Source organism: Streptomyces sp. NBC_01471 (genome assembly GCF_041438865.1).
Taxonomy (GTDB): Bacteria; Actinomycetota; Actinomycetes; order Streptomycetales; family Streptomycetaceae; genus Streptomyces.
On sequence record NZ_CP109450.1, the window covers coordinates 1,563,383 to 1,584,772 of the forward strand.

The 21,390-nt window shown below is 72.0% G+C and carries 21 protein-coding genes; 6 read left to right on the forward strand and 15 right to left on the reverse strand.

Annotated elements, in window-relative coordinates; translation table 11 throughout:
- Positions 1-199 precede the first annotated feature (199 nt).
- The 3 genes from OG285_RS06905 to OG285_RS06915 are packed head-to-tail and all read right to left on the reverse strand — an operon-like array spanning position 200 to position 2,068.
- On the reverse strand, positions 200-970 hold the full coding sequence (locus tag OG285_RS06905; RefSeq protein WP_356830091.1) for a DUF3710 domain-containing protein: 771 nt from the start codon (positions 968-970) through the stop codon (positions 200-202).
- A 1-nt stretch (position 971) separates the two neighbouring features.
- Positions 972-1,487 carry a dUTP diphosphatase gene (dut, locus tag OG285_RS06910; RefSeq protein WP_356830089.1) on the reverse strand — a complete coding sequence of 172 codons (516 nt, stop codon included), beginning with the start codon at positions 1,485-1,487 and terminating at the stop codon, positions 972-974.
- Positions 1,484-2,068 (reverse strand): PaaI family thioesterase, encoded by a 585-nt coding sequence (locus tag OG285_RS06915; protein WP_356830087.1) that lies wholly within the window; start codon positions 2,066-2,068, stop codon positions 1,484-1,486. The genes dut and OG285_RS06915 overlap by 4 nt, the downstream gene beginning before the upstream one ends.
- A gap of 58 nt (positions 2,069-2,126) precedes the next feature.
- Between OG285_RS06915 and OG285_RS06920 the strand changes: the two genes are divergently transcribed.
- Positions 2,127-2,573, forward strand: a complete 447-nt coding sequence (locus OG285_RS06920) for a DUF3093 domain-containing protein (RefSeq protein WP_356830085.1) — start codon at positions 2,127-2,129, stop codon at positions 2,571-2,573.
- On the opposite strand, the gene OG285_RS06925 is transcribed toward OG285_RS06920, so the two are convergent.
- The 4 genes from OG285_RS06925 to OG285_RS06940 form a co-directional block, all read right to left on the reverse strand.
- Positions 2,570-3,550 (reverse strand): hypothetical protein, encoded by a 981-nt coding sequence (locus tag OG285_RS06925; RefSeq protein ID WP_356830083.1) that lies wholly within the window; start codon positions 3,548-3,550, stop codon positions 2,570-2,572. The genes OG285_RS06920 and OG285_RS06925 overlap by 4 nt on opposite strands.
- A gap of 11 nt (positions 3,551-3,561) precedes the next feature.
- Entirely contained in the window at positions 3,562-3,858 is a 297-nt protein-coding gene (locus tag OG285_RS06930) for a DUF4193 domain-containing protein (protein WP_164260119.1), read from the reverse strand.
- Between the two features lie 395 nt (positions 3,859-4,253).
- A complete protein-coding gene (locus OG285_RS06935; protein ID WP_356830080.1) occupies positions 4,254-5,501 on the reverse strand; it encodes an ATP-binding protein in 1,248 nt (415 codons plus the stop codon).
- Positions 5,502-5,508: 7 nt separating this feature from the next.
- Positions 5,509-6,162 carry a response regulator transcription factor gene (locus tag OG285_RS06940; RefSeq protein WP_327294825.1) on the reverse strand — a complete coding sequence of 218 codons (654 nt, stop codon included), beginning with the start codon at positions 6,160-6,162 and terminating at the stop codon, positions 5,509-5,511.
- Between the two features lie 308 nt (positions 6,163-6,470).
- Between OG285_RS06940 and OG285_RS06945 the strand changes: the two genes are divergently transcribed.
- The gene (locus tag OG285_RS06945; protein WP_371790516.1) at positions 6,471-6,680 is read left to right on the forward strand and encodes a hypothetical protein; all 210 of its coding nucleotides are present in this window, start codon (positions 6,471-6,473) and stop codon (positions 6,678-6,680) included.
- Positions 6,681-6,764: 84 nt separating this feature from the next.
- On the opposite strand, the gene OG285_RS06950 is transcribed toward OG285_RS06945, so the two are convergent.
- Together OG285_RS06950 and OG285_RS06955 are read right to left on the reverse strand one after the other, a co-directional pair.
- Positions 6,765-7,565, reverse strand: coding sequence for an inositol monophosphatase family protein (locus tag OG285_RS06950; RefSeq protein ID WP_371790517.1), 801 nt, complete (start codon positions 7,563-7,565; stop codon positions 6,765-6,767).
- A 34-nt stretch (positions 7,566-7,599) separates the two neighbouring features.
- Positions 7,600-8,712 carry a ferrochelatase gene (locus tag OG285_RS06955; protein WP_371790518.1) on the reverse strand — a complete coding sequence of 371 codons (1,113 nt, stop codon included), beginning with the start codon at positions 8,710-8,712 and terminating at the stop codon, positions 7,600-7,602.
- Between the two features lie 139 nt (positions 8,713-8,851).
- On the opposite strand from OG285_RS06955, the gene OG285_RS06960 reads away from it, so the two are divergent.
- Positions 8,852-10,129, forward strand: coding sequence for an MFS transporter (locus OG285_RS06960; protein ID WP_356830072.1), 1,278 nt, complete (start codon positions 8,852-8,854; stop codon positions 10,127-10,129).
- The gene (locus OG285_RS06965; RefSeq protein WP_371790519.1) at positions 10,056-11,408 is read left to right on the forward strand and encodes a D-arabinono-1,4-lactone oxidase; all 1,353 of its coding nucleotides are present in this window, start codon (positions 10,056-10,058) and stop codon (positions 11,406-11,408) included. The genes OG285_RS06960 and OG285_RS06965 overlap by 74 nt, the downstream gene beginning before the upstream one ends.
- Positions 11,409-11,459: 51 nt before the next feature.
- Here OG285_RS06965 and OG285_RS06970 read toward each other — a convergent pair whose 3' ends face one another.
- Positions 11,460-12,443: a hypothetical protein gene (locus OG285_RS06970; RefSeq protein ID WP_356830068.1), complete on the reverse strand. Its 984-nt coding sequence runs from the start codon at positions 12,441-12,443 to the stop codon at positions 11,460-11,462.
- 476 nt (positions 12,444-12,919) lie between these two features.
- On the opposite strand from OG285_RS06970, the gene sepH reads away from it, so the two are divergent.
- Positions 12,920-13,978 carry a septation protein SepH gene (sepH, locus tag OG285_RS06975; RefSeq protein ID WP_356830066.1) on the forward strand — a complete coding sequence of 353 codons (1,059 nt, stop codon included), beginning with the start codon at positions 12,920-12,922 and terminating at the stop codon, positions 13,976-13,978.
- Between the two features lie 65 nt (positions 13,979-14,043).
- On the opposite strand, the gene OG285_RS06980 is transcribed toward sepH, so the two are convergent.
- Complete coding sequence (locus tag OG285_RS06980; protein WP_356830064.1) at positions 14,044-14,871, reverse strand: sulfurtransferase; 828 nt, start codon at positions 14,869-14,871, stop codon at positions 14,044-14,046.
- Positions 14,872-15,099: 228 nt separating this feature from the next.
- Here OG285_RS06980 and OG285_RS06985 point away from each other — a divergent pair, with 228 nt between their 5' ends.
- Positions 15,100-15,873 carry a VOC family protein gene (locus OG285_RS06985; RefSeq protein WP_356830062.1) on the forward strand — a complete coding sequence of 258 codons (774 nt, stop codon included), beginning with the start codon at positions 15,100-15,102 and terminating at the stop codon, positions 15,871-15,873.
- On the opposite strand, the gene OG285_RS06990 is transcribed toward OG285_RS06985, so the two are convergent.
- The 4 genes from OG285_RS06990 to OG285_RS07005 form a co-directional block, all read right to left on the reverse strand.
- Positions 15,857-16,525 carry a thymidine kinase gene (locus OG285_RS06990; protein WP_356830060.1) on the reverse strand — a complete coding sequence of 223 codons (669 nt, stop codon included), beginning with the start codon at positions 16,523-16,525 and terminating at the stop codon, positions 15,857-15,859. The two genes, OG285_RS06985 and OG285_RS06990, sit on opposite strands and share 17 nt — an antisense overlap.
- 51 nt (positions 16,526-16,576) lie before the next feature.
- A complete protein-coding gene (locus OG285_RS06995; RefSeq protein ID WP_356830058.1) occupies positions 16,577-17,773 on the reverse strand; it encodes a nucleotide pyrophosphatase/phosphodiesterase family protein in 1,197 nt (398 codons plus the stop codon).
- Positions 17,773-18,360 carry a DUF5998 family protein gene (locus tag OG285_RS07000; RefSeq protein ID WP_164260094.1) on the reverse strand — a complete coding sequence of 196 codons (588 nt, stop codon included), beginning with the start codon at positions 18,358-18,360 and terminating at the stop codon, positions 17,773-17,775. The genes OG285_RS06995 and OG285_RS07000 overlap by 1 nt, the downstream gene beginning before the upstream one ends.
- A 76-nt stretch (positions 18,361-18,436) precedes the next feature.
- A complete protein-coding gene (locus OG285_RS07005) occupies positions 18,437-21,343 on the reverse strand; it encodes a GNAT family N-acetyltransferase (RefSeq protein ID WP_371790520.1) in 2,907 nt (968 codons plus the stop codon).
- Positions 21,344-21,390: the final 47 nt, after the last annotated feature.

The window sequence follows — 21,390 nt, forward strand, 5'->3', positions numbered from 1 at the left end:
CGAACGGCGCCCCAGCCGTTCGTTGACGCCTCCCATACGGCGAGCGCCCCGCCCTTGACGCGATCCCTACGCGGCGGCCCGTGACCCGAGCACACACGGCCTTGACCAGCGGAAAGGCCGGTGGCCCGCACTCCCGTCGGGGAGTGCGGGCCACCGGCCCTGCTGTGCTGTGCTGTGCTGTGCTGTGCTGTGCGGAGGGTCAGCGGATCTCGGTGATCTCCGGTCCGCGCTGGAGCTGACCCATGCCGCCGGAGAAGCGCGAGCCCTCCTGCTCCTCCTGCTGGACGCCGTCGGGCATCATCTGCGCGTCGTCCGGCAGCTTGAGGACGATCGGGTCCCGGGGAGCCATCGGGCCCTCACCGCGGACGACCACAGTGTCCCGGAAGATCTGCTCCAGCACACCGGCCGCCTCGGGCTGGACCGCGCCCTGTCCCGAGATGACGCCGCGCAGGAACCAGCGCGGCCCGTCGACGCCGACGAAGCGCACCAGCTGCACGCCGTTCGTACCGTCCGGGAGCTGGACGGGCACCTGGGCCCGCAGCTCCCAGCCGAGCGGGCCCTCGACCTCGTCGATGATGCCGCCCTGCTGGGTGATGCCCGAGGCGATCTCCTCGCGCACCTCGCCCCAGATGCCTTCCTTCTTCGGCGCCGCGAAGCCCTGGAGCTGGACGGCGCTGTCGCGCAGGACGACCGTGGCCGCGACGATCGCGTCCCCCGCGACCTCGACGCGCAGCTCCATGCCCTCGACCCCGGGGACGAACAGACCGCCCAGGTCCACCCGTCCCTCGGCCGCCTCACGGACCTCGGAGATGTCCCACGGACCGTCGGGGCGCGGCGCGGGGGGCAGGCCGGACCTGCGCACACCGCTCACCTCTGCCGACTCATCGCCGCCGGCGCCGTCGGATGCGAACTGACCGGCCTCGCCCGTCGCGTCCTCGTCGGAACCGCTGTTCTTGCGACGTCCGAACACGTCACTGTCCTTCCCGGTCGGATACGACCGATGCGTATCGATTCCCACCCTGTGGCCCGCCCACAGCGGCATGTCCGCCGGTGGACCCGAAGCCCCCTCCGGCCCGTGCCGAGCCCGGAAGCTCCGCCACCTCATGGAAGCGCACCTTCTCGACCTGCTGTACTACCAGCTGGGCGATCCGGTCGAAGCGCTCGAACCGCACCGTCTCGCGCGGATCGAGATTGACCACGATCACCTTGATCTCTCCACGGTACCCGGCATCGACCGTCCCCGGGGCATTCACCAGGGCAACTCCGCAGCGGGCCGCGAGCCCGGACCGTGGGTGCACGAAGGCGGCATACCCGTCGGGCAGCGCCACCGAGATCCCGGTGGGCAGCACGGTCCGCTCCCCCGGCGCCAGCTCGGCGGCCTCGGTGGTCATCAGATCGGCGCCGGCGTCGCCGGGGTGCCCGTAGGCGGGGAGCGGCACCTCGGGGTCGACGCGGCGGATCAGTACGTCTACGGGGTCACGGCTCATGGGTTCACCTCGAAGGCGCGGACGCGCTTGATCTGGTCGGGGTCGTCCATCGCGGCCCGGATCTCCTCAGGACGCCCGTTCTCGGTGAAGTGGTCGACCTTGACCTCGACGAACAGGGCATCGGCGCGGACGGCCACGGGCCCTTCGGGGCCGCCGATCCGGCCGGTCGCGGTGGAGTAGATCTTCCGGCCGCTCACCGCGGTGATCCGGGCCTCCAGGTGGAGCGCGGTGCCCACCGGGACCGGCCGTACGAAGTCGGTCTCCAGCCGGCCGGTCACCGCGATCACCCGCAGCAGCCAGTTCAGCGATCCGAGCGTCTCGTCGAGGGCGGAGGCCAGCACACCGCCGTGCGCGAGGCCCGGCGCGCCCTGATGGGCGGGTTTCACGGTGAACTCGGCGGTGACGGTCACACCTTCACCGGCGCGCGCCTGGAGGTGCAGCCCGTGCGGCTGCCCCTCGCCGCAGCCGAAACAGTGCGCGTAGTGCGCTCCGAGCAGCTCTCCGGGGGCCGGGGCATCGTGGTGGCGCACGGGCGCTATGGCGTCGGCCGGGGGCGTCAGCGCTGAAGATGTTCGTGTCACAGCCGCAGACATTACCCGCGCGGCAACGCGGCGACGGCACCATGCCAAGCTTGGCTTTATGCAGCCTTACGAAGAACGTCTCACCGCGCCCCGTTCCTGGTGGCTCATCGCCCTGCTCGTCGGGATCGCGGGCGCGCTGATCACTCTGCCGCTCGGCACGCTGCCGATGCTCGGCGGCCTGGTCGGCGGGGCGGCGGTGGCGGGCATCATCGTGAGTTCGTACGGCTCGGTCCGCATCCGGGTCGTCGCGGGCTCACTCGTCGCGGGCGACGCGAAGATCCCGCTGTCCGCGCTGGGCGAGGCCACGGTGCTGGATGCCGAGGAGACGGTCGCCTGGCGCTCGTACAAGGCTGATCCGCGCGCCTTCATGCTGATGCGCAGCTATGTGCGCACGGCCCTGCGGGTGGAGATCACGGACCCGACCGACCCGACGCCGTACGCCTATCTCTCGACCCGCGACCCCGAGGCGCTCAAGACGGCGCTGGCCGCGGTGCCCGCCGCCTAGCGCTCCTCGGTCCGTCCGCCGGGGAGCTCCTTCGGCTGCTGCAGCGGTGGCAGCTCCGGGAGGGCGTCCCAGGGGACCTGGCGCTTGCGCATGTCCTTGCGCACCTTGTCGGCGAGTTTCCTGGTGTCCCGGCGGTTCATCACGGCACCCACGGTGGCGCCCACCATGAACGGCATCAGGTTCGGCAGGTCGCGGACCGTGCGCTTCATGATCTGCTGGCGCATTTCGCGCTTCATCTGGCCGCCGAGGGCCGTGAACGTGGCCGGCTTGGTGATGTCGAACCCGCGCTCGCCCGACCACGCGTGCAGATAGGCGGTGGAGCGCTCCTTGAGGCCGCCCGGCGGGCGCATGCCGTAGACCTCGTGCAGTTCGGCGACGAGCTTCAGCTCGATCGCCGCCACTCCGGTGATCTCCGCGGCGATCTCGGCCGGCATGGCGAGCGGTACGGGCAGCATCGCGGCCGCTCCGATGCCCGCGCCGACGGTGGAGGTCGCGTTGGCCGCGCCCGCGACGAGCCGGTCGGCGATCTCCTCCGGTCCGAGACCGGGAAAGTGCTTGCGCAGCGTCGTGAGATCGCGGACCGGGATCCGGGGCGCGATGTCGATGATGCGGTCGGTGATGTACGCGAACCCCGCCTTCGCGCCTTCGCCGCCCTTCTGGATGCCCTGCTGTATCCCGTGCTGTATGCCGTGCCTCAGAGCGCCCAGCCGACGGGCCCCGGTCGTGGGTCCGTCCTGCATCCCCCGTGCCACCGCCGCGAAGGGCGCCGCTTCGTCGAGCGAGGCCGGAAGGCCCCGCTCGTCGTCACGTGCGCTGCTGACGAGCGCGCTCGCCCCCTGGTCACCCTCCGGGGGCCGGAGGACGCGGGGCTCGGCGGGTGCTTCCGCACCCTCTGCCGGGCCCGTGCCGCCCTGCTGGTCCTCGGGGGAACCCTTCCGCCGGAAGCGTCGCTTCCGGGACGGTGTCGCGCCTGCCACGGCCGACTGCCTCAGTCGCAGTCGCGGCAGATGGGCTGGCCGTTCTTCTCGCGCGCCAGCTGGCTGCGGTGGTGCACGAGGAAGCAGCTCATGCAGGTGAACTCGTCGGCCTGCCGGGGCAGCACCCGGACCGACAGCTCTTCGTTGGACAGGTCCGCGCCGGGCAGCTCAAGACCCTCGGCCTGCTCGAACTCGTCGACGTCGACGGCAGCCGTCGACTTGTCGTTCCGACGTGCCTTGAGCTCTTCCAGACTGTCCTGGTCGCTGTCGTCGTCGGTCTTGCGTGGAGTGTCGTAATCCGTAGCCATGTCGCGCTCTCCCCCTCTGGGTATTTGCGGTGTCTCCAGCGCACGTAACGCGTGAGAGGCCGGACTTGTGCCCGACCCGAGGCGGAGATTTTGCCTCACATCAAGGTCTGTTACTCAATCGACACCCAACCGGATCCCTGGGGAGAGATCCATTTGGATGGCGATCGGGACCGTACACGGTCCCGGGGTGACGCTCTGCGGGTGCCACCCCGTGTACTTCCCGTGATGGCACCCCCTGGAAACCCAGGTTTTTCCCAGGTTTTCGGGGATTTGGGGATCACGGAGAGTAGGTGAACCGAAAATCAATCCTGTGACCGATCGCACACCTGACCGACCGGAACGCGTCCCGAAAATTCCGCGCAAAGCGAACATCCGGACTACCCCCGCAGACCGGCTCAGACAGGCAACGTGACACGCATCACGAGGCCACCGCCCTCGCGGGGCTCCGCGATGATACGGCCTCCGTGAGCCCGGGCGACCGAGCGCGCGATGGACAGGCCGAGTCCGACCCCCTTGTCGCTGCCGGTCCGCTCGGTGCGCAGGCGCCTGAACGGCTCGAAGAGGTTGTCGATCTCGTAAGCGGGAACCACGGGACCCGTGTTCGAAACCACCAGCAGCGCCTGGCCGGGCTGCAGTTCGGTGGTGACCTCCACCCAGCCGTCCTCCGCGACGTTGTAGCGCACGGCGTTCTGGACCAGGTTGAGGGCGATCCGCTCCAGCAGGATGCCGTTGCCCTGAACGACCGCGGGCGACTGCTGCCCGCGGATCTCCACCCCCTTCGTCGCTGCCTCGGCGAGGGTCTGGTCGATGGCGCGGGTCGCCACCTCGGCCAGGTCGACCGGCTTCCGCTCGACGATCTGGTTGTCGCTGCGGGCGAGCAGCAGCAGCCCCTCGACCAGCTGCTCACTGCGCTCGTTGGTGGCCAGCAGGGTCTTGCCGAGCTGGGTCAGCTCGACGGGAGCGCCCGGGTCGGAGAGGTGGACCTCCAGGAGCGTCCGGTTGATCGCCAGCGGCGTGCGGAGTTCGTGCGACGCGTTGGCGACGAACCGCTGCTGCGCCGTGAAGGCCCGCTCCAGCCGGTCGAGCATCTCGTCGAAGGTGTCGGCGAGCTCCTTGAGCTCGTCGTCCGGGCCGTCCAGCTCGATCCGCCGGGTCAGGTCCGTACCGGCCACGCGGCGGGCCGTACGGGTCATCCTGCCGAGCGGGGACAGCACCCGGCCGGCCACGGCGTAGCCGAAGGCGAAGGCGATGATGCTGAGGCCGACGAGGGCGTACAGCGAGCGGGTCAGCAGGTCGTCGAGCGCGTGCTGGCGCTGGGCGGAGACACAGGCCTGGAGGGCTGCGTTCGCCTGGTCCGCCGAGATGCCGTTCGCCGAAAGGGCCGGGCACGAGTTACTGGTCAGCTGCACCTTGCTGTCGGGAATGAGACGGAACGGCGGCTGGCTGCCGTTGTGCAGCGCCTGCGCCGCCAGCATGTAGATGATCGTCAGCAGCAGGATCCCGGCGATCAGGAACATCCCGCCGTACAGCAGGGTCAGACGTATCCGGATGGTCGGCCGCAGCAGCGGGGAGAGGGACTCCGAGCTCTTCGGGTCCCAGGTCGGTTTGGGCGGCGCCGCCGGCGCCGCCGGACTGTTGGCCACGGGGCGCTCAGATCCGGTAACCCGAGCCCGGCACGGTCACGATGACCGGGGGCTCACCGAGCTTGCGGCGGAGCGTCATGACGGTCACCCGTACGACGTTGGTGAAGGGATCGGTGTTCTCGTCCCAGGCCTTCTCCAGGAGTTGTTCGGCCGAGACGACCGCGCCCTCGCTGCGCATCAGCACTTCGAGCACGGCGAACTCCTTGGGCGCCAGCTGGATCTCGCGGCCCTCCCGGAAGACCTCGCGGCGGTTGGGGTCCAGCTTGATGCCGGCCCGCTCCAGCACGGGCGGCAGCGCGACCGTCGTACGGCGCCCGAGAGCCCGGACCCGGGCGGTCAGCTCGGTGAACGCGAAGGGCTTGGGCAGATAGTCGTCCGCGCCGAGCTCCAGCCCCTCCACGCGGTCGCTGACGTCGCCCGAAGCCGTGAGCATCAGGACCCGGGTGGGCATGCCGAGTTCGACGATCTTGCGGCAGACGTCGTCGCCGTGGATCACCGGCAGGTCCCGGTCGAGGACCACGACGTCGTAGTCGTTGACCCCGATCCGCTCCAGGGCCGCGGCGCCGTCGTACACGACGTCGACGGCCATGGCCTCCCGGCGAAGTCCGGTGGCCACCGCATCGGCGAGCAGCTGCTCGTCCTCGACGACGAGTACGCGCACGGCGCTTGTCCTTCCGTTACAGCCCGTGTCCGGGCAGGTCTGGCCTGGGGTGTGTACTTCCATCCTGCCCCGTACGGCCATAAACCGGCTGTAAGGCAGTGCCCGGCAGCGGACGCCGGGGAATTCAGGGATTCCCGGTGCGGTTGAGGTTTCTCTGAGGCGGAGCAAGGGGAGGACGACTGCACACCCGCCGATCACGCCCTGTACGGGGCGCGCCACACCCCGCTCCGCCACCACCGGGGATGCGTGATCAGTTGATTACCCTCGGCACACCCCCGTGCCACCGACCCACGACGAGGGGGCGCACCATGGACGCATTCACCGCAGGTCTGCTGCAGCGTATAAAGACGACCCAGACCGACCTGACGCGTGCCCGCGAGTCCGGCGACGACTTCCTCGCGGAGGTCGAGCAGGGCGAGCTGGACGATCTTCACCGCCTCGCCGCCGAGCACGGCGTGGCGGTCGAGCCGACCCTGACCGCCGAGTCCGGCGCGGACATCCACACCGCGGGCGTCTGACCCGCACAGCACGCGGTGCGAGGCCCCCGGCACCTGGGACGGTGCCGGGGGCCTCGTATGCGCTGCACGCGCCGCCGTTCGCGGTCAGTCGTGCCAGGCGCCGTACTGTTCGAGCAGCGTCTGGAGCGGTTCGAAGACGCCGGGCGACGCGGCGACCGTCAGGTCGTCCGTCGGGCGCTCCCCCGGCCGTCCGCCGGTCAGTGCTCCCGCCTCGCGGGCGATCAGGTCGCCGGCCGCCCGGTCCCAGGGGTGCAGCCCCCGCTCGTAGTACCCGTCGAGCCGCCCGGCGGCCACATCGCAGAGGTCGATGGCGGCCGAGCCGCCGCGCCGGATGTCCCGCAGCTGCGGGATCAGCCGCTGGGCCACGGCCGCCTGGTGGGTGCGCACCGTCGCGACGTAGTTGAAGCCGGTCGACACGAGCGCCTGGTCGAGCGGGGGCGACGGCCTGCACCGCAGGCGTGCGCCGCCGAGATGGGCCCCGCCGCCGCGCACCGCCTGGAACGTCTCGCCGCGCATCGGGGCCGCCACCACCCCCGCGACCGTCTCGCCGTCCTGTTCGGCGGCGATCGAGACGGACCAAGTGGGCAGCCCGTAGAGGTAGTTCACGGTGCCGTCCAGCGGGTCGATGACCCAGCGGACACCGGTGCTGCCCTCGGAGCTCGCGCCCTCCTCGCCCAGGAAGCCGTCGTCGGGACGGAAGTCGGCGAGGTAACCCGTGATCAGCCTCTCGGCCGCGATGTCCATCTCCGTGACGACATCGATGGGGCTGGACTTGGTCGCCGCCACGCCCAGGTCGGCGGGGCGCCCGTCCCGCAGCAGCGCCCCGGCGCGCCGGGCGGCCTCCAGGGCCAGTTCGAGCAGTTCGGTGTGGAGCGGGTCGGTCACGGTTCTCCCTCTGATCGCGCGTAAGGGTTCTGGTTCACGCGTACGGGCTGTCGGCGCCCGCCGCCGCCGGCCTGGCCGTGCGCGCCGGGCAGCAGCCGACCGGGCAGATGTCGTGCGAGGGGCCCAGCTCGCCGAGCGCGCAGCGCTCCACCGGGCGGCCGCGCTCGGCGGAGGCCCGCTCCAGCACGAGGTCACGTACCGCCGCGGCGAAGCGCGGGTCGGCGCCGACGGTCGCCGAACGTACGACGGGCAGGCCCAGTTCGGCCGCCTTCGCGACCGCCTCGGTGTCCAGGTCGTACAGGACCTCCATGTGGTCCGACACGAAGCCGATGGGCACCATGACGACCGCGGGCACCGCCGCCCCGTGCAGCTCCGTGAGGTGGTCGCAGATGTCCGGCTCCAGCCACGGGGTCTGCGGGGAGCCGCTGCGCGACTGGTAGACGAGCTGCCAGGGGTGGGCGACGCCGGTCTCCGCGCGGACCTTCTCGACGATCACCCGGGCCACGTCCAGGTGCTCGGCGACGTACGCCCCGCCCCCGGGCCCCGAGCTGTCGGCGGCGGCGGTGGGGATGGAGTGCGTGGTGAACGCCAGGTGGGCGCCGGCCCGGACAGACTCGTCCAGCTCCGCGAGGGACTTCAGGACGCCGTCGGCCATGGGCCCGACGAATCCCGGGTGGTTGAAGTAGTGCCGCAGCTTGTCGACGCGCGGCAGCTCCAGGCCCTCCGCCGCCAGCGTGGCCAGCGCCCCCGCGAGGTCCTCGCGGTACTGGCGGCAGCCGGAGTACGAGGCGTACGCACTGGTGGCGAGCACGGCGATACGGCGGTGCCCGTCGGCTGTCATCTCGCGCAGAGTGTCGGTCAGATACGGCGCCCAGTTTCGGTTTCCCCAGTAGACCGGCAGGTCGAGACCGTGTCCGGCGAAGTCCTCGCGGAGCGCGTCGAGGAGGGCGCGGTTCTGGCCGTTGATGGGGCTGACCCCGTCGAACAGGAAGTAGTGCCGGCCCACTTCCTTGAGCCGTTTCTTCGGGATGCCGCGGCCGCGGGTCACGTTCTCCAGGAACGGGACCACGTCGTCCGGGCCCTCGGGGCCGCCGAAGGAGAGCAGCAGGAGGGCGTCGTACGGAGCTGGATCACGCTGATCGGACATGCCCCAGATCCTGCCACCCGGGTCCGACAGGCTCCGGGACCCCCCACGGAACGCCTGGTCGGAGCCGCCCCCCGGTGCTCGGAGCGGCTCATCACCCGTAAGCTGCGCAAACCATCAGTACGCCTTACCGGAGCCCTTCTTGACCAGTCCTTACCGTGCGATCTTCGCCGCCCCCGGTACCAAGGGGTTCTCGGCGGCCGGACTCCTCGGCCGGATGCCGCTGTCCATGCTGGGCATCGGCGTGGTGACCATGATCTCGCAGCTCACCGGCCGGTACGGGCTGGCCGGCGCGCTCTCGGCGACGCTCGCGCTGTCCGCCGCCGCCATCGGCCCGCAGATCTCCCGGCTCGTCGACCGGCAGGGACAGCGGCGGGTGCTGCGCCGGGCGACCGTCGTCTCCGCCGTCGCCGTGGCGGGGCTGCTGGTCTGTGCGCAGCAGCGGCTGCCGGACTGGACGCTCTTCGTCTTCGCGGCCGGCGGGGGCTGCGTCCCGAGTGTCGGCTCGATGGTCCGGGCCCGCTGGGCGGCGATCCACCGGGGCGATCCGCGCAAGCTGCACGCGGCGTACTCCTGGGAGTCGATCGTCGACGAGGTGTGCTTCATCTTCGGTCCGATCCTCTCCATCGGGCTGTCCACCGCCTGGTTCCCCGAGGCGGGTCCGCTGATGGCGGGCGGCTTCCTCGTCGTGGGTGTGTTCTGGCTGACGGCCCAGCGCGCCACCGAACCGGTCCCGCATCCGCACGGGCACGGCTCCGGCGGCTCCGCGCTGGGCTCACCGGGGCTGCGTCTGCTGGTCCTGACGTTCGTGGCGACGGGCGCGATCTTCGGGTCGATCGACGTGGTGACGGTGGCGTTCGCCGACGAGCGCGGCCACAAGGCGCTGGCCAGTCTGGTGCTCGCGGTGTACGCGCTCGGATCCTGTCTGGCCGGGGCGGTCTTCGGGCTGCTGCATCTCCGGGGGTCCGCTTCCCGCAGGTGGCTGGTGGGGGTGTGCGCGATGGCGCTGAGTATGATCCCCCTCCAACTGGCCGGGAACCTGCCGTTTCTGGCCGGGGCGCTCTTTGTCGCGGGTCTCTTCGTGGCGCCGACGATGGTGACCACGATGGCCCTCGTCGAGCAGCACGTACCGCGCAGCAGGCTGACCGAGGGCATGACCTGGACGAGTACCGGGCTCGCCGTCGGTGTGGCACTCGGCTCTTCGGCCGCCGGCTGGGCGGTCGACGCGGGCGGGGCACGCCAGGGGTATCTGGTGCCGCTCGTGGCGGGAGCGCTCGCGGCCGTGGTGGCGTTGCCCGGGTACCGCCGGCTCACTGTGCCGGTGCCACTAGACGGGAGCGGGGCGGATGACCGGTACACCAAGAACACCGGCTGCGGCACGGACGGCGACGGCGGTACGGGCGCCGGGGACCTGGCGTAACTGGGCGGGGACCGTCACCGCCCGCCCGGCGCGGGAGGTGACCCCGGCGTCCGCCGCCGAGCTGGCCGACGCCGTCAGGCGGGCGGCCGACGAGGGCCTGAAGGTGAAGGCCGTCGGCACCGGCCACTCCTTCACGGCTGCGGCGGCCACCGACGGACTGCTGATACGTCCCGGTCTCCTCACCGGCATCCGGGAGATCGACCGCGCGGCGGGCACCGTGACCGTCGAGTCCGGGACTCCGCTGAAGCGGCTCAACCAGGCGCTGGCGCGTGAGGGGCTCACCCTCACGAACATGGGCGACATCATGGACCAGACGGTGGCGGGCGCCACCAGCACCGGCACCCACGGCACCGGCCGCGAGTCGGCCTCGATATCCGCGCAGATCCGGGCGCTCGAACTGGTGACGGCGGACGGCTCGGTGCTGACGTGTTCGGCGTCCGAGCACCCCGACGTCTTCGCGGCCGCCCGGATCGGGCTCGGCGCGCTGGGTGTCGTCACGGCGATCACCTTCGCGGTGGAGCCGGTCTTCCTGCTGACGGCCCGCGAGGAGCCGATGGCCTTCGACCGGGTGACCGCCGAGTTCGACCAGCTGGTCGCCGAGAACGAGCACTTCGAGTTCTACTGGTTCCCGCACACCGGCAACTGCAACACGAAGCGCAACAACCGCAGTGCGGGGCCGGCCGCCCCGCCCGGCTGGGTGTCCGGCTGGATCGAGGACGAGCTGCTCTCCAACGGTGTCTTCCAGGCGGCGTGTTCGCTGGGCCGGGCCGTCCCCGCGACGATTCCCGCGATCGCGAAGATCTCCAGCCGCGCCCTGTCCGCCCGCACCTACACCGACATCCCGTACAAGGTCTTCACAAGTCCGCGCCGGGTGCGCTTCGTGGAAATGGAGTACGCCCTGCCCCGGGAGGCCTTGGTCGAGGCGCTGCGGGAGGTCAGGGCGATGGTGGAGCGCTCACCGCTGCGGGTGAGCTTCCCCGTCGAGGTCCGCACGGCGCCCGCGGACGACATCGCGCTCTCCACGGCCTCGGGCCGGGAGAGCGCGTACATCGCGGTGCATCTGTACCGGGGCACTCCGCACCGGGCGTACTTCACCGCGGTGGAGCGGATCATGACCGCGCACGGCGGCCGGCCGCACTGGGGCAAGCTGCACACGCGTGACGCGGCGTATCTGGCGGAGGTGTACCCGCGCTTCGGCGAGTTCACGGCGGTACGCGACCGGCTCGACCCCCAGCGGCTGTTCGGCAACGACTACCTGCGCCGGGTCCTGGGCGACTGACCGCTCCCGGGTGCCGGGCCCCCGGTGGGGGCCCGGCACCCGGGAGCGGTGTCATCCCGCCGGGTTCTCCGCGCCGGTGTCCGGCGCGTTGTCCTGCCGGCCGGTGCTGTCGTGGCTGTCGTGCCCCGGAGTGGAGCCCGAGCCGTCACCGGACGAGCCGGACGGCGTCGGATCCGGAGTCTCCCCGCCGCCCGTCGCGGGCTGCGAGGGGCTGGGCGTCGGATCTGCCGACGTGCCGCTCTTACCGGGATCGGGCTTCGACTGCCCGGTGTCGCCGGATCCGGTGCCCGGCGACGGGTCGGGGCCGGTGCTCGGCTGCCGGTCGTGCTGCTGCGGGTCCTGGCTCTGCTGCGGATCCGTCGAGACCGCGGGCGCCGGCGAGTGGTGCCGGGTCCCGCTGTCGCCCTGGACCACGGAGCCCACGGTCGTCCCCGAGCCGCCGCTGAGGCCGTGCCCCGACAGCAGCTCGAAGCCGGTGATCCCGGCCATCGCGACGACGAACACGACCAGCGCCGCGAGCGAGGACCGCTTCCAGCCCCGCATCCGTGTCCCGTGGGTCGTGGCCTCGGTGAATCCTTCGCCGACGACCGGTGTCAGGAGCCGCGTCGCATCCGGCTCTCCGTCGCCGGGGACCCGGGCGGTCCACTCCGTCCGGTCGGCGTCGAACTGCCCGGGCCACGGCGCCGCGATCGTCGGTGGCGCCTCTCCCGGTTCCGACGCCCCCGGCACCTGCTGGACCGGGACCTTCAGGACCCTCGGTTTGACCTGGACCGTCACTTCGCGGATCTGCTCCCCGGTGCGCCGGAAGAGATGCTGGAAGATCGTGCCGCCACAGGTGGCGATCACACTCACCAGGCCCGCGCCGATGATCGTTCCGTACACGCCGAGCTGCGAGGCAAGCACCGCCGCCACCACAGCGGCGAACGCGCTGCCCGCGACCTGCGGGACGCTCAGATCGAGCTGCCTCCTCTTCCCGCTTCCGGCCTCCGTGCCGCCGTCCGGCTTCTGCTCCATCACCAGCCCCTGTTTGCCCATCTGGTTACACCCTGCACCAGAAAGGGACATTTGAGCGAAGTGGATAGTTCCATTTCGGAAGATTGTGTGAAGCACAACACCCAGAGGCATACGCGGTCGGCTCACAGGGGGCTCCCCCGCCACCGGCCGCGGGAAGTTCAGCGGCGAGCCGTCCACCCGCTTGGCCCGAATGGAGTACTGTGGCGAGCCCTGGGCCCGGCCTCCCTCAGGGGTGTCCGGACCAACGGGAGGGGGCCTAAGGCGGCACTCGAACCGGCGGCACCATAGGCACTGCACGGGCGCCTCGCTGCACAGAGTGACCGACGGTCGCTCTGCGTCGCAAACAGGTAACCGTGCCATAACGGCGTTCCAGGGCTGAGGCCCGACACGCCGGATAACTCGGCAAGGTTGTGGCGTGCTGTACCCGGGCAGGCCACACTCGACTAGCGGAAGCAGCGACGCACGTGACGTCGGCAGGCACCACCCGGGAGGTTCCCATGCCCGAACTGCGTGTCGTGGCCGTCTCGAATGACGGCACACGACTGGTGCTCAAAGCTGCGGACAGTACGGAGTACACGCTTCCGATCGATGAGCGGCTGCGTGCCGCGGTCCGTAATGACCGCGCCCGGCTCGGCCAGATCGAGATCGAGGTGGAGAGCCACCTCCGTCCCCGTGACATCCAGGCGCGCATAAGGGCCGGTGCCTCCGCCGAAGAGGTCGCCCAGATGGCCGGGATCCCGGTCGACCGGGTCCGCCGCTTCGAGGGACCCGTGCTCGCGGAGCGTGCGTTCATGGCCGAACGCGCCCGCAAGACACCCGTACGGCGCGCCGGTGAGAACACCGGCACCGGTCCGCAGCTCGGCGAGGCCGTGAACGAACGGCTGCTGCTGCGCGGCGCCGAGCGGGACACCGTGCTCTGGGACTCCTGGCGCCGCGACGACGGGACCTGGGAGGTCCTGCTGGTCTACCGGGTCGCCACCGAGACGCACTCGGCGAGCTGGTCCTACGACCCGCCGCGCCGCCTGGTGCAGGCCATGGACGACGAGGCGCGGTCGCTGATCGGTGAGTCGGACGACTCGCTGGCGGCGCCGGAGCCGAGCTTCCCGTTCGTACCGAGGATCGCCCGGCTGCCCCGCGACCGGCCGCTCGACCGCGCCCTGGACCGGCAGATGGAGCGGCCCAGCGCACCGGTGCCCGCCCCTCCCGAGCCGGAGGAGATCGGCAGCGGTGAGCGGGACTCGCTGACCAGCCTGCTGGAGGCCGTACCGAGCTTCCGGGGCGACATGGTCGTGCCCGAGCGTCCCGCGCCGCCCGAACTCCCTCCGTCCGAGCCCGCACAGGAGCCGGAGTCCGAGGAGCCGCCCGCGGCATCCGCCGGGGCCGGTTCGGCGTACGCGGACGTGCTGATGCCGCGCGCGGTGGCCGGTCACCGCGACCGGCTGACCGGGACGACGGACCGGCAGGCCGAGGCGGACGGTGTGCGCCCCGGCCGGCGCGCGGCCGTGCCGAGCTGGGACGAGATCGTCTTCGGCACCCGGCGCAAGAAGCAGGAGTAGCAGCAGTAGCTGAGCCGGGGCCCGTACGCAGTGCGTACGGGCCCCGGTGCCGTGCGATCGCGCCTCTACGGCGTGGGCCCCGTGGCGACCGGGCGGGACTCGTCCGACGACCACTGCGACCAGGAACCCGCGTAGAGCGCGGCCCGGATCCCCGCGATCTCCAGGGCCAGCACCTCATGCGCCCCCGACACGCCCGATCCGCAGTACACGCCGACCTCCGTGCCCTGGTCCGCCGCCCCCAACGCGGCGAACCGCGCGGTCAGTTCACCCGCGGCGAGGAAGTGCCCGCCGGCTCCGGTGTTCTCCGACGTCGGGGCCGACACCGCCCCGGGGATGTGCCCGCCGACCCGGTCGATGGGCTCCACGTCGCCCCGGTAGCGCTCGGCGGCGCGGGCGTCCAGCAGTACGCCCTTGCGGGCCAGCTCGGCCGCGCCGTCCGCGTCGAGGAGCGGCAGCGCCCCGGGCACGGGGACGAAGTCGCCCGGCTCGGGCGCCGGCGTCCGCGTGGAGAGCGGCCCCGACCAGGATGCGAGACCTCCGTCCAGTACCCGGACAGCCGGGTGCCCCGTCCACCGCAGCAGCCACCAGGCGCGCGCCGCGGCCCACCCCTGGCCGCCGTCGTACACGACGACCGGGGTGTCCCGCGAGACGCCCGCCCGGCGCAGCACCGCGCCCAGCTCCGCGGGGTCGGGCAGCGGGTGGCGGCCGCCCGCGCCGGGCGGTCCCGCCAGCTCACTGTCCAGGTCGACGAAGACCGCGCCGGGGAGGTGACCGGCCTCGTATTCGGGGCGGAGGTTCGGGCCGCCGAGCTGCCAGCGGACGTCGAGGAGCACCGGCGGACGAGGTCCGGCCAACTCGCTCGCGAGATCGGATGCGGTAATGATGGGTGTCATGACTGCCATCCTCGCCCAGAGTCCGGCGCACACGTAACGCCGTGGAAGACGCGCACGTAACGCCGTAGAAAAGGACGGGGAGTGCCAAAACAGGCATCCTCCTGCTGGAACGTGCAAAATGCGGCGCGGCCGGGGCGCGGCGCACGGCAGGTGGTGGAAGCATCTGGGCGGGGGGCGGCCCACCGACCCCCGCACGGCCACCACCGATGGTCCGAGGAGAGAGCGAAAATGACCGAGGCAGCCTCGCGGCGCAGGCCCGGAACCCCCTGCTGGGTGAGTCTGATGGTGCACGGCCTGTCAGAGACCCAGCAGTTCTACGGCGACTTGTTCGGCTGGGAGTTCCGGCCGGGTCCCGAGCAGCTGGGCCCCTATGTACGCGCGCTGCTGGACGGCCGTGAGGTCGCGGGGATCGGGCAGATGCCGCCGGACCGCCACCTGCCGATCGCCTGGACCACCTATCTGGCATCCGACGACGTCGACGCGACCGCGGGAACCGTCAGGCACTGCGGCGGGACGGTCGGCGTGGGCCCGCTCGACGCGGGCGAGGCGGGGCGGCTGGCCATGGGGTCGGACCCCGACGGCGCGGTCTTCGGTATCTGGCAGGCGGCGGCCCACCTGGGCACCGCGGAGTCGGGCGTGCCCGGAACGCCGGTGTGGAACGAACTGGTGACCCGGGAGACCGGGTCGGTCGGCAAGTTCTACCAGGCGGTGTTCGGTTACGAGACGGAGGCGGTCGTGTCGGCCGACTTCGACTACCTGACGCTGTATCTGGACGGGCGGGCGGTGGCCTCGCTGCACGGGGTCGGCCAGGCGCTGCCCCGCGACAGGGGCGCGCACTGGATGACGTACTTCGAGGTGGCGGACGTCGACGCGGCCGTGCGCCGGGTGACCGAACTGGGCGGGCATGTGCTCCAGCCGCCGCGCCAGGGCGAGACCGGGCGGCTGGCCACGGTCGCCGACCCGGAGGGCGCGGTCTTCACCGTCGTCAGGACGGAGCGCTGATGTCCTGGCGGTCCACCGGGAGCACATCGGGCGAGAGGGCTGCGGCGCGGGCCGCCGCGGCGGTCGTCCGCCGCCGGTGGTGCCGTCGGCAGAGCACCTCGTAACCGATCTCGCCCGGCGGGTTGTTGACGTCGCCGACGACCACCTGGGCGCCTTCCACGACCATCTCCCCGTTGATCGTTCGGGCGTTGTGCGTGGCGCGGGCGCCGCACCAGCAGAGCGCCTCCACCTGGAGCACCTCGACCCGGTCGGCGATCTCGACGAGCCGCTGCGAGCCGGGGAAGAGCTTGGAGCGGAAGTCGGTGGTGATCCCGAAGGCGAAGACGTCGACCCCGAGATCGTCGACGACCCGGGCGAGCTGGTCGATCTGTCCGGGGGCGAGGAACTGCGCCTCGTCCGCGATGACGTAGTCCGCTCGGCCGCCGTGCGAGAGGTGGCCGACGAGGTGTGCGTAGAAGTCGAAGCCCTCGCCCGCCTCGACCGCTTCGGTGACGAGACCGAGGCGGGAGGAGAGCTTGCCCCGACCGGCGCGGTCGTCGCGGGTGAAGATCATGCCCTGGAGCCCGCGCGCGGAGCGGTTGTGCTCGATCTGCAGAGCGAGAGTGCTCTTTCCGCAGTCCATCGTTCCGGAGAAGAACACCAGCTCAGGCATGAGAGGTCGCGGGCCTTTCGGGTCTGCGGGGAGAGGGCGCGGCGGGCGCGGTTACGAGCGTACTTCGAGCAGCGGTACCAGCTGCTCCGCGGGGGTCATCGAGCCGTGCATGCCGGCCATGGCCGACTCGTGCGGCTCGCGGCGGGACGCGGTGATCACCACGTCGGCGTGGGCCGCGGCGACGACGTCGCCGATCCGTCCGTACACCCGCTCGTCGACCGCCGGGCCGAACCAGCCCGCCGCGATGGCCTCGTCGCGGCTCGCCACCCAGAACTGCTCGCCGAGCACCTCGCGCCAGACGGCGAGCACATCGCTCTGAGCGCCCGGAACCGCGTAGACGTGCCGGGCCCGGCCCTCGCCGCCCAGCAGGGCGACTCCCGCGCCCAGCTCCCAGTCCTCGTCGAAGTCGATGCGCGACTCCTCGTCGAACGGGATGTCGATCATGCCGTGGTCGGCGGTGACATAGAGGGCCGAGCGGGGCGGGAGCTGTTCGGCGAGGCGCTGGACGAGCCGGTCGACGTACATCAGCTGGCCGCGCCAGGCGTCCGAGTCCATGCCGAACCGGTGGCCCTTGGAGTCCACCTCGCTGTAGTAGGTGTAGATCAACGAACGGTCGGCAGCGCCCAGTTGGGCGGCGGCCAGATCCATCCGGTCCTCGCCGGTGAGTTGGCCCCTGAAGGTGCCGCCGCTCAGCGCGATCTTGGTGAGCGGGGTGTTCTGGAAGTCGGGTGAGGAGACCTGCGCGGTGTGCACGCCCGCCTTGTCGGCGAGCTGGAAGACCGTGGGGTACGGCTGCCAGACGTGCGGGTCGGTCCAGGGGCGCCAGCGCAGCTGGTTCATCAGCTCACCGGTGGCCGGGTTGCGGGTGGTGTACCCGGTGAGGCCGTGCGCACCGGGCGGCAGTCCGGTCCCGACCGAGGCGAGCGAGGTCGCCGTGGTGGCGGGGAACCCGGCGGTGAGCGGACGGCCGGTGGCACCGCGCGAGGTCGGCAGCAGCGAGTGCAGGTACGGGGCCTCGTCGGGGTGAGCGCGGATCTGCTCCCAGCCGAGCCCGTCGATGAGGAAGACGCAGTTCCGGTCGGCGGGTGCCAACTCCGGGATCGCGGCGGTGCAGCCGGGAACTCCCAGCCCGGCGGCGAGCGTCGGCAGCAGGTCGGCGAGCGAACCCGAGCCGTACTCCGGCACCGGGGCGGTGGAGAGGTCCAGCGGGGCGGTGTCGTCCTCGTACGGCCAGTCGGGCAGAGCCATCAGCGGCCGGCCGCCGCGGTCGCCTCGGAGAGCGCCTGGGAGAACGCGAGGGTCTGGCGGACCGTGTCCGGCCCGTCGCCCGCCTCACTCACCCGCAGGCTGAGGTCGTCGGCGGTGGAGCTGCCCGTATAGCCGTGGTCCGCCTCGCAGTTGGGGTCGCCGCAGGCGGCGGGCTCCAGGTCGAGCCGGGCGACCGCGCCCCAGCCGATGGTCAGGACGACCTCGCGGGGCAGCGTGCCGGGGACGTACTTCTCCGGGTTCGCCACGACACGGCTGAGCACCACGGAGGAGATCCGGCCCAGCTTCACCGACTCGGTCGACGTGGTGGCGAACGGTGTCGGGGAGCTGCCGTCGGCGGCCTGCTCGTCGGTGTGGCTGACGATGAAGCGGTTGCCCGTCAGGACGAGGACCGTGACATGGCGGCGGACCTCGTTGGAATCGAACGTCGTCTCCTGGTGCACCAGGTACGAAGAAACCGGCTCGCCGCCGACGGCGGCCTCCACCGCCTCGGCCACGAGGGCCGGGTAGTAGCCGCTGCGCTCGATCGCCGCGCGCAGCCCCTGGGTCGTTGTACCGGTCTTCGCCATGGGCTCCATCTTAGACCGCCGGTTCAGGGTGGAGAGGCCGCAGGAGCGGGGCACGGTATCCGGGCGCAGGGCCCGCTCAGTAGCTCGGGAGGCGGCGCGGGCCGAGGTCGCCGAGCGCGTTCGCCGGGGCCAGGCGCACGGCGGCCCCGAGCACGGAGAGTCCCTTCTGTCCGACCACCACCGGTTCAAGAGCGACGGACACCACTTCGGGGTGGTCGTCCACCAGCCGGGAGACCCTCAGCAGCAGCTCCTCCAGGGCTGCGGTGTCGACGGGTGCCGAGCCGCGCCAGCCGAACAGGAGCGGCGCCGTCCTGATCGATCTGATGAGTTCGGCCGCGTCCCGGTCGGTGGCGGGGACGAGGCGGTGAGCGGTGTCGCCGAGCAGTTCGGAGGGCGCACCGGACAGGCCGAAGGAGAGGACGGCTCCGACGGCCGGGTCGATCGCGGACCGTACGACGGTGTCCACGCCGCGTCCCACCATCGCCTGCACCACGGGCCGGACCTCGGCCGGGCTGCCCAGGTCGCCGGAGAGTTCGGCGTAGGCGCGGCGCAGCCCCGCTTCGGTCGCGATGTCGAGCCGGACGCCTCCGAGGTCGGGGCGGTGGCGCAGATGGGGCGCCGTGGCCTTGAGCGCGACGGGGTAGCCGAGGTGCTCCGCAGCGGCGACGGCGGTGTCCGCGTCCGGGGCGGGGCGGGTCGGCAGGACGCGGATGCCGTACAGGCCGAGGAGTTCGCAGGCGTCGTCGGGCGAGAGCGCCAGGCCGCGTGTGACATCGACGCGGGCGGTGCCGAGCAGCGCCTCGATCCGGCCGGCGGCGGCGCTCTCGTCGATGTCGTCGTACTCGGGGACCCGGCCGGGCTCGGCGGACTGGCGGCGCCACTGTGCGTAGCGGACGGCCTGGGCGAGTGCGCGGACGGCCCGCTCGGCGGCCGGGTAGGCGGGGATGCCCCGGGTGCGGGCGGCGGGAGGCGCGGCGGCTGTGTCCGCGGCCGCATCCGCGGTGGCGGCTGTGCTGGTGACGTGCGCTGTGTTCGCCCCGGCGGGCGGGGCTTCTCCCCCGCCGCCGTCCTGGGTGGCCGACGGGTCCGGAGCCGATGTCGCGGCGGCCGTTCCGCGGGCGGCTCGTACGGTGCCGGAGGCCGCCGCCAGCGCCTCGGCGAGACCGCCGATCTCCAGATGCACCACGGCGACCGGCTTGGCGGGGGCGTCCGCTGCCGCTTCGCGCAGGGCGGCCGCCAGCACCTCGCCGTCCCCCGACTCGGTCACGCCGTTCTCGCCCACCCAGGGGATCGCCGTGACCAGCACCGCGTCGCAGCCGTCGTCCGCCAGGGCCCGGCCGAGCGCGTCGCGGAAGTCCTGCGGGGCCGCGTCGGTCGTCAGGTCGACGGGCGGAAGCGGGCGCAGGCGCTCGGTGAGACAGGCGTCGTAGGTCAGCAGGCCGAGCGATTCGGAGTTGCCGAGGATCGCGACGCGCGGTCCGGCAGGCAGCGGCTGGTCGGCCAGCAGCAGACCCGCGTCGACCAGTTCGGTGACGGTGTCGACCCTGATCACACCGGCCTGCCGCAGCAGCTCGGAGACCGTGGCGTCCGGGACGCGGGTGACCGGGACAGCGTGGCCGGGCGGGGCGCTGCCGCTGTGCCGGGCGCCCTTGACGACCACGACCGGCTTCACCGCCGCGGTGCGCCGGGCGAGGCGGGTGAACTTCCGGGGGTTGCCGATCGATTCGAGGTAGAGCAGGGCGACATCGGTGTCCGGGTCGTCGTGCCAGTACTGGAGGAAGTCGTTGCCCGACAGATCGGCGCGGTTGCCGGCCGAGATGAAGGAGGAGAGTCCGGCGCCGCGCCGGTGCAGCGCGGAGAGCAGCGCGATGCCGATCGCACCGGACTGGGTGAAGAGTCCGATCCGGCCGCGCGCCGGGGACTCGGGGGCCAGTGAGGCGTTCAGCCGGACGGCTTCCGCGGTGTTGATGAGGCCGAAGGCGTTCGGCCCGATGATGCGCATACCGTACGAGCGGGCCCGGCGCAGCAGTTCGCGCTGGCGCAGCAGCCCTTCGGGCCCGCTCTCCGCGTAACCGGCGGAGATCACGACGAGCCCCTGCACCCCGCTCGCCCCGCAGTCGGCGACCACGTCGGGCACCTGTGCGGCCGGTACGGCGACGACCACCAGGTCGACCGCGTCCCCGGTGGCGGCGACGGACGCCACCGACCGGTGGGCGGGGGCACCGTCCACTTCGGTGAGGCCGTCGGGGAAGGCACGGTTCACCGCGTAGGTGCGCCCGGTGAAGCCGGATCCGTGCAGATTGCGCAGGACGGCGCGCCCCACCCCGCCGGGGGTGCGCCCCACCCCGACGACGGCGACGGAGCGGGGGGCCAGCAGCCGCTGCACCGACCGCGCCTCCGCGCGCTGTTCGCGGGCGCGCTGGACGGCCAGGGACGCCTCGGTGGGTTCCAGATCGAAGGTGAGGTGGACCGAGCCGTCCTCGAAACTGCGCTTCTGCTCGTACCCGGCGTCCGTGAACACCTTGATCATCTTGTTGTTGGCCGGCAGCACCTCGGCGGTGAAGCGGCTGACCTCGCGCTCCCTGGCGACCGCCGCGATGTGTTCGAGCAGCGCGGAGGCCACGCCGCGCCCCTGGTGGGCGTCCTGCACGAGGAAGGCGACCTCGGCCTCGTGCGCGCCGATCCGGTCGTAGCGGACGGTCGCGATGAACTCGCCGCCGACGGTCGCCGCGAGACCCACCCGGTCGACGTAGTCATGATGGGTGAAGCGGTGGACGTCCTTGGCGGAGAGCCGGGGGTACGGAGCGAAGAAGCGGTAGTACTTCGACTCGGGCGAGACCAGCTCGTAGAAGCTGACCAGCCGGTCGGCGTCCTCGGTGGTGATCGGCCTGATCCGCGCGGTACCGCCGTCGCGCAGCACCACGTCCGCCTCCCAGTGGGCCGGGTACTCCTGGTGCGGGTTCTCCTCCAGCGGGGGCTGCATGCTGAAAGCGTACGGGTCGCGGTGGTCAGGGGAGCGGTGCAGTCTGG

Coding starts and splice junctions, on each gene's coding strand:
- dut (WP_356830089.1), bottom strand. CDS start 1,487: ATGAGCCGTGACCCCGTAGACGTACTGATCCGCCGCGTCGACCCCGAG.
- OG285_RS06920 (WP_356830085.1), top strand. CDS start 2,127: ATGCAGCCTTACGAAGAACGTCTCACCGCGCCCCGTTCCTGGTGGCTC.
- OG285_RS06930 (WP_164260119.1), bottom strand. CDS start 3,858: ATGGCTACGGATTACGACACTCCACGCAAGACCGACGACGACAGCGAC.
- OG285_RS06945 (WP_371790516.1), top strand. CDS start 6,471: ATGGACGCATTCACCGCAGGTCTGCTGCAGCGTATAAAGACGACCCAG.
- OG285_RS06955 (WP_371790518.1), bottom strand. CDS start 8,712: ATGTCCGATCAGCGTGATCCAGCTCCGTACGACGCCCTCCTGCTGCTC.
- OG285_RS06965 (WP_371790519.1), top strand. CDS start 10,056: ATGACCGGTACACCAAGAACACCGGCTGCGGCACGGACGGCGACGGCG.
- OG285_RS06970 (WP_356830068.1), bottom strand. CDS start 12,443: ATGGGCAAACAGGGGCTGGTGATGGAGCAGAAGCCGGACGGCGGCACG.
- sepH (WP_356830066.1), top strand. CDS start 12,920: ATGCCCGAACTGCGTGTCGTGGCCGTCTCGAATGACGGCACACGACTG.
- OG285_RS06980 (WP_356830064.1), bottom strand. CDS start 14,871: ATGACACCCATCATTACCGCATCCGATCTCGCGAGCGAGTTGGCCGGA.
- OG285_RS06985 (WP_356830062.1), top strand. CDS start 15,100: ATGACCGAGGCAGCCTCGCGGCGCAGGCCCGGAACCCCCTGCTGGGTG.
- OG285_RS06990 (WP_356830060.1), bottom strand. CDS start 16,525: ATGCCTGAGCTGGTGTTCTTCTCCGGAACGATGGACTGCGGAAAGAGC.
- OG285_RS06995 (WP_356830058.1), bottom strand. CDS start 17,773: ATGGCTCTGCCCGACTGGCCGTACGAGGACGACACCGCCCCGCTGGAC.
- OG285_RS07000 (WP_164260094.1), bottom strand. CDS start 18,360: ATGGCGAAGACCGGTACAACGACCCAGGGGCTGCGCGCGGCGATCGAG.
- OG285_RS07005 (WP_371790520.1), bottom strand. CDS start 21,343: ATGCAGCCCCCGCTGGAGGAGAACCCGCACCAGGAGTACCCGGCCCAC.